Raw genomic sequence first — 5,683 nt, 5'->3', positions numbered from 1 at the left:
CATGGGCCCCGTCCACGATGACAGCGACGGGCCCGTTTTCCGGGACCGCGGAGTTGATCACGGGGTCCATGCCGGCTGGTCCGGATCCGGCAAACAGGACGGAGGTGTACGTATCATCGCCCCCGGCTATCTTCACCAGGTCTTGGCGTATCATGGAGAGTACCTGCACGAACTCATCCTCCCGCGGACAGATATCCGGCACTACCTGTGCAGCTTTCACGGTATCGGTCGTGGTGGCAGGTCCCGGGTTCAAGAGAATATTGCGTTTCATGGTTCTGGCTCTTTTGTGTCTGGTACAGGCAGAAGGAAGGCTGCGGGGCCAAAGGTCCGGTTCCGGTTTATCCAAAGGGACAGCACCGTTCTCACCGTTACGGTCCCCCCAGGGCCTGCATAAACCGCTCTTTCATCTGCGGGGGCAGCGTGGCAGGCCGTCCCAGGTTCTCGCACGTCCCCTGTTGTATCTTCAGGTGAATAAAGGTTAATTCCGGGTCCTGTTTCCACGCGGACAGGTAGTGGGAGAGTTCTTCGAGATTGTGTGCGTGCACGGCCTTTTTGTACCCGCACGATGCCGCAGTTCCGGCAAAGTCCACAACGCCGGAGACCGTTGGCTGTCCTCCCGTGGATTCATAGGAACTGTTGTCCAAGAGGATGTGGAGCAGGTTTTTTGGACGGTACCAGCCGATCGTTGCAAGACTTCCGAGTCTCATGAGGAGTGCCCCGTCCCCGTCCACGGTGATGAATGACCGGTCCGGCCGGGCCCGTGCCAGACCGAGGCCGATCGATGCAGCGCAGCCCATGGAACCGATCATGTAAAACTCGTCTCTCTCGTCACCCGTGACGGATAACTCCCGGCTTGTGTATCCCGTTGTCGCAATGAGAAACGTATGGCCGTCTTTTGCGGAACGGATCACCTCCAGGGCATCCGATCGCAGGGGCAGGGCGTCCCTGCCGGAAGGGATTTCTGTTCTGGTGGACCGGGCACGCTCCCCTTCATTCCGGGGAGCCGGATAGGGGGAGAAGATGTCTTTTCTTACAACAAATGCGAACATCTCCCCCTGTTCAAGGATCCGGGCTGCACGGTCCAGCTGTCCGACTGCTTCCCCATAATCGTCGGACAAATACTCCCAGGGAATGCCCATCATTCTGAGCAGCGGGATGGTGATCGTTCCGGTGAGCGCATGCTGGGGTTCATCGGGAACGCCTTCTTCCCCCCGGAGACTGACAAATACCAGCACGGGAATTTTAAACACGGCACAGAGTGATGTGAGGGGCGAGAGTGCATTGGTCAGCCCGGAGTTCTGCATCAGCACAACCGGTTTCTTTCCCCCCAGGTACGCTCCCGCACACACGGCAACCGCGTCCCCCTCGTTAGCGGCAATGATATATTCCCCGGAATCCTGGGCACTGTTGATAAGGCCTTTCAGGTACGAACACGGTACGCCGGAATAAAAGGAGAAGCCCCGTTCCTGGAGCTGATGAACGAACGACCCGGGGTTAAGCATTATATCTCATCCATTCTCTGCAGGTCGGCGATGGTGTTGATGTCCAGCCAGTTTCCTTTGATGAACTTGACGCAGATGGGATGCTTCCTGAGAATCTCCATGAAGAGATCCTTCATGCGCAGTCGGCCGAAATTCTTCCGGTCATGCATCACCTCAAGGGTTTCCCGGACGATATCCCCGCCTCTCCGGCTGAGCTTGAAGATGCCGATGAATTCCCCGCAGATCTCACCCGGTTCCAGGTCCGGGCCGATCTGACTGAGACTGACATTTTTAAAGAACAGTTTCTTGGAATACGGGATACTGGTCTTCACGTATTCGTGGTAGCCAGAGTCCCGGGAATAATCCGCATCGGCGATGATAGTGATATCGCTGTCATCGTTGACCAGTTCGTTCAAGATGTAACTCTTATAGAAAAGGTCCCCGTAGGAGATGATCGAGGACTCCCGGATCTCATCTTTTGCCAGGTACAGCGATAAAAGTTCCGTGGTATTCCGGAAATCGTCATTATCAATGGTCCTGATCTTGTCGGAGACAACGTTCTCCTTGGCAAATCCCCGGACAACGACAATGTCCTTGATCCCCATCTGGGTAAAGTGATCGATCTGGTGAAAAAGGATCGGTTTCCCCCCGATTTTGAGGAGCGCTTTGGGGATATGTGCAGTCAGTATCCCGAGAGTTTTCCCCTGGGATGCTGCAAGGATGATTGCATTGATCGTTTTGCCGGCAACGGGAAGGTATGCCTGTTCTGCCGCTTCCAGTTCAGCGTCCCCCTGGAGGCGGAACACTTCGCCCACGGGAACGATGGTATCTTCGATATTGATCAGGTACTGCTCGTCATGCAACTGGCGCGACAGTCTCTGCATGGCCGTGATGGAAGCCCGCAGGTTGTGGTTTGCCCAGATGACCGTGCTTACCCCCAGCGAGGCCAGTTTCTCTGGGGGCGTTGAATAATATTTTGTGGGAATGACAATGACCGGGGTTGGGTTCTTCCACGCCTTCATGAACTGTTCGATCTCAACAGCACTGGATTTTTTACTGTGGATGAGGATCGCATCGGCACCGGCATTCCGGTACTCGTCGGCCCGTGCCAGCGCCTCCTCAAGGCCCCAGCCGGCGATAAATGCCTCGACCCGTGCAACAACCACAAAATCAGGGTCCACCTGGGTATCTTTCATGGCCCGGATCTTGCCGCAGAATTCGCTGATATCTGCAAGGGGTTGTTTTCCCCGGCTGGCCAGGGAATTTGTCTTGGGGAATACCTTGTCCTCGATACAGACTCCCGCGATATTTCTCGATTCCAGTTTTCGCACAAGCCTCCGTGCATTGTTGAAATTACCGTACCCGGTATCCCCGTCAAGCAGGATCGGAAGCGTTGTGGCATCGTTCATGTACTCGGCTACATCGACGACCTGGGTCCAGGAGGCTTCGTTGTTATCGCGGAGGCCCAGGGAGGCGGAGATGGAAAGGCTGCTTGCCCAGATGCCTTTGAATCCGGCTTCCTCGACAATTTTTGCCGAGATGCCGCTGTGGGCTTCCATGAGGAATTCCAGCTCCGGTGATGTTATCATCTTCCGGAGAAGGGTGGATTTTCTCATCGTATCCTCAACGCCGTCACGGGTGCTGCCTGCAGGAAAGGAGCGGTTTTGTCCGGCAGGAACGGGCATACGCAGGTCATACGGGGACGAGGTGCGGCATCCGCTACCGCGTCGAAAAAACCGTGGTGCATTGTATATCCATTCCCGTTCCCAAGACTAAAAAAGGTATGCCCGGCAGCGGCTCATGCCCGCATCCGTGCCGGGGCGGAGCTCCCACGTACGGCACCAGTGCCGGGTTTTCCCGCCAGCGATACGAACCCGGCGGTCGTTTTATCTGCGAATAAAAAAGAGTTTACCGGGATCTTCGCTATGGCCCAGGAACCTGAACCGGAGAATTCCGGCGGAACCATGCATGCCGCCAAGCAGCGTACACTCCTTGTCGGCCTGGTCCTGGATATTATCAGCATCATTCCCTGCATCGTTGCTGCAATCCTTGCCGGATCCATCGTCCTCTATGCGGATGCAATCAAAGCCACCAACGAGGTCCTGGCAACCTTCCTCTCCTACCTGACCCTAAGGAAGATGGGTGACGGCGGTGCGGGCGCCTATGATTACGGCGTAGGCAAATTCGAGACCTTCGCCTCCCTGATCACGGGCGGGGTCATGTTCATCTCGCTTGCTTTTGTCATCATCATGGCGCTGTACCGCATTGCAGTGCCCAGCGAGATTGTCCTCGAAGGGGCTCTCCTTGGGATCCTCTTCCTCTTCCTGGGGGGCAGCAAGAACGTCTGGCTCTGGAGGAAGAACTCACGGTTGTACCAAATCTCCCCCTCGCCCATCCTTCATTCCCAGTGGCGGCTCTACCGCTCCAAGGCGCTCTCGGATTTCTTTGTCCTTCTCTCGGTTGTCGCTACCCTTGCGCTCTCGTCCTATGCCTGGTCCCTGTATATCGACCCGCTCTCCTCCTTCATTATTGCCGGGGTCATCGTGACATCGGGATACCGGATCTTCTCCTCATCCCTGCCGGCCCTTCTCGACAAGACCCTTGACGAAGAACTCCAGATGGTTATTGTCCAGAACCTTGCAGAATTTTTCGATGAATATACCGCCCTCCACGAAGTCCGCTCGCGCAGGTCGGGCCACAGCATCTATATCGAGATCTTTTTAGAATTCGAAGGGATCCGGCCGATGTCCGAAGTGCAGGACAGCATCGACCGGATCAGGGACTCGCTGGAATCCAGGATCCCAGAAAGCATTGTCAGCATCATTCCCTCCCGGAAACCTCCACGTAAGAAGAATGATACGTAATCAGGTTCTTTTGCCAGGCACTCACGCCGGGACCTTCCCCCCTCCGTTCTCGGGGAGGGGGGTTCTGCCCCGGGAGGTCCACGGCATAATAATGCGCCCCGGCAACAGCACTGCCGGCACGAGCCAGACAGACCATGAAGAGCATGAGGCGGGCGAGCGGGGATCGTTCGGATTGTATAACAGTCATAGTACCATTTCCTCCACGGGCAATAGTATCCTGATTGCACGGAGGCATATATGAAAACCGCGAACTGGTTTTCTTCCCGTCGCGGATCTCCCCGGACAAAATAACAATGTTCAAGATGAGCTGCCGGTAAATCCAGTAGGATGAAAGCAACGTTCTTTTCCCTGGTGCTGCTCCTCGCTCTGGCCGCCATCATATCCGCGGGGTGCTCCGCTCCGTCAGCGAATTCCCCGGCTCCCGCGACAACGGGAACTCCGGCCGTGATCGTGCCGGCGCAGACGGCCGATGGCCAGTATGCCAGTCTCTCCCGTTTTGTCGACTCGGCCGCAGCATATGCAAAACAGTCCGGCAGGGATGCAGCGCTCACTGAGTTCAATAACCTGAACGGGACGTTCACGGAAAGCGACCGCTACATCTTTGCCTATGGAATGGACGGGACAACACTCGCGTGGCCCTACCAGCCACAAATGCTCGGGACGAACCGGGCCAGTGCAACGGACACAAACGGCGTGATGCATATCCGGAGGATGATCGAGCTTGCCGGTGAGGGCGGGGGCTGGGTCTACTATGTCACGAAAAATCCCGCCCATAATAATAGCGAAGAGCTCAAGCTCACCTACGTCCGGCCGGTAGACACTACATGGTTCGTCGGGTCCGGCGATTACCTGTCAGAAATCCCGGCTGTCTTTGCCCCTGCAGAGAAAGACCAGCTCGTGGAGCGGGTGAAGCAGGCCCGCACGTATGCACAGGCAAACGGCGCAGCAAAGGCGATCCGCGACTTCAATGACCGGAACGGCACGTTTGCCACCGGCAGCAGCTACATCTTTGCCTACGCGTATAATGGCACAACGCTCGCGATGCCCTTCCAGCCGGAATCGATTGGCACAGACCGCACGGACTATGCCGATACCCATGGCGTGAAGGTGGCAGCATGGGAGATTGCGGCTGCAAAGGGAGGCGGGGGTTTTGTGTACGTGGACTATTACAACCCGGACACGGGAAAGCCCGGTATGAAGCTCTGCTATGTTCTTCCTGTTGACGATACCTGGCTCGTGGGGTCTGGGATCTATACTGACCGGAAGTGAGGCCGGAACTTTTTTTTCGGGCCACCCGGGAATATGAGGACGGTTTGCAACCCCCGGTCCCTTTTAGTG

At 56.4% G+C, this 5,683-nt stretch carries 4 protein-coding genes and 1 pseudogene; 2 read left to right on the top strand and 3 right to left on the bottom strand.

Going from position 1 to position 5,683, the window contains the following annotated elements:
• From CW742_RS05915 to aepX, 3 genes and pseudogenes are all read right to left on the bottom strand, one after another.
• Positions 1-271 (bottom strand): annotated as a pseudogene (locus CW742_RS05915) (2-aminoethylphosphonate--pyruvate transaminase); the annotation flags it as partial.
• Between the two features lie 97 nt (positions 272-368).
• Positions 369-1,502 carry a phosphonopyruvate decarboxylase gene (aepY, locus tag CW742_RS05910; RefSeq protein WP_292417807.1) on the bottom strand — a complete coding sequence of 378 codons (1,134 nt, stop codon included), beginning with the start codon at positions 1,500-1,502 and terminating at the stop codon, positions 369-371.
• On the bottom strand, positions 1,502-3,097 hold the full coding sequence (gene aepX, locus CW742_RS05905; RefSeq protein ID WP_292417804.1) for a phosphoenolpyruvate mutase: 1,596 nt from the start codon (positions 3,095-3,097) through the stop codon (positions 1,502-1,504). The genes aepY and aepX overlap by 1 nt, the downstream gene beginning before the upstream one ends.
• A gap of 309 nt (positions 3,098-3,406) precedes the next feature.
• Between aepX and CW742_RS05900 the strand changes: the two genes are divergently transcribed.
• Positions 3,407-4,345, top strand: coding sequence for a cation diffusion facilitator family transporter (locus tag CW742_RS05900; protein ID WP_292417801.1), 939 nt, complete (start codon positions 3,407-3,409; stop codon positions 4,343-4,345).
• Between the two features lie 327 nt (positions 4,346-4,672).
• Positions 4,673-5,614: a cache domain-containing protein gene (locus CW742_RS05895; protein ID WP_292417798.1), complete on the top strand. Its 942-nt coding sequence runs from the start codon at positions 4,673-4,675 to the stop codon at positions 5,612-5,614.
• Positions 5,615-5,683 lie beyond the last annotated feature (69 nt).

The organism is Methanoregula sp. (assembly GCF_002835825.1).
GTDB lineage: Archaea > Halobacteriota > Methanomicrobia > Methanomicrobiales > Methanospirillaceae > Methanoregula.
This window is presented reverse-complemented; position numbering and strand designations above follow the sequence as displayed.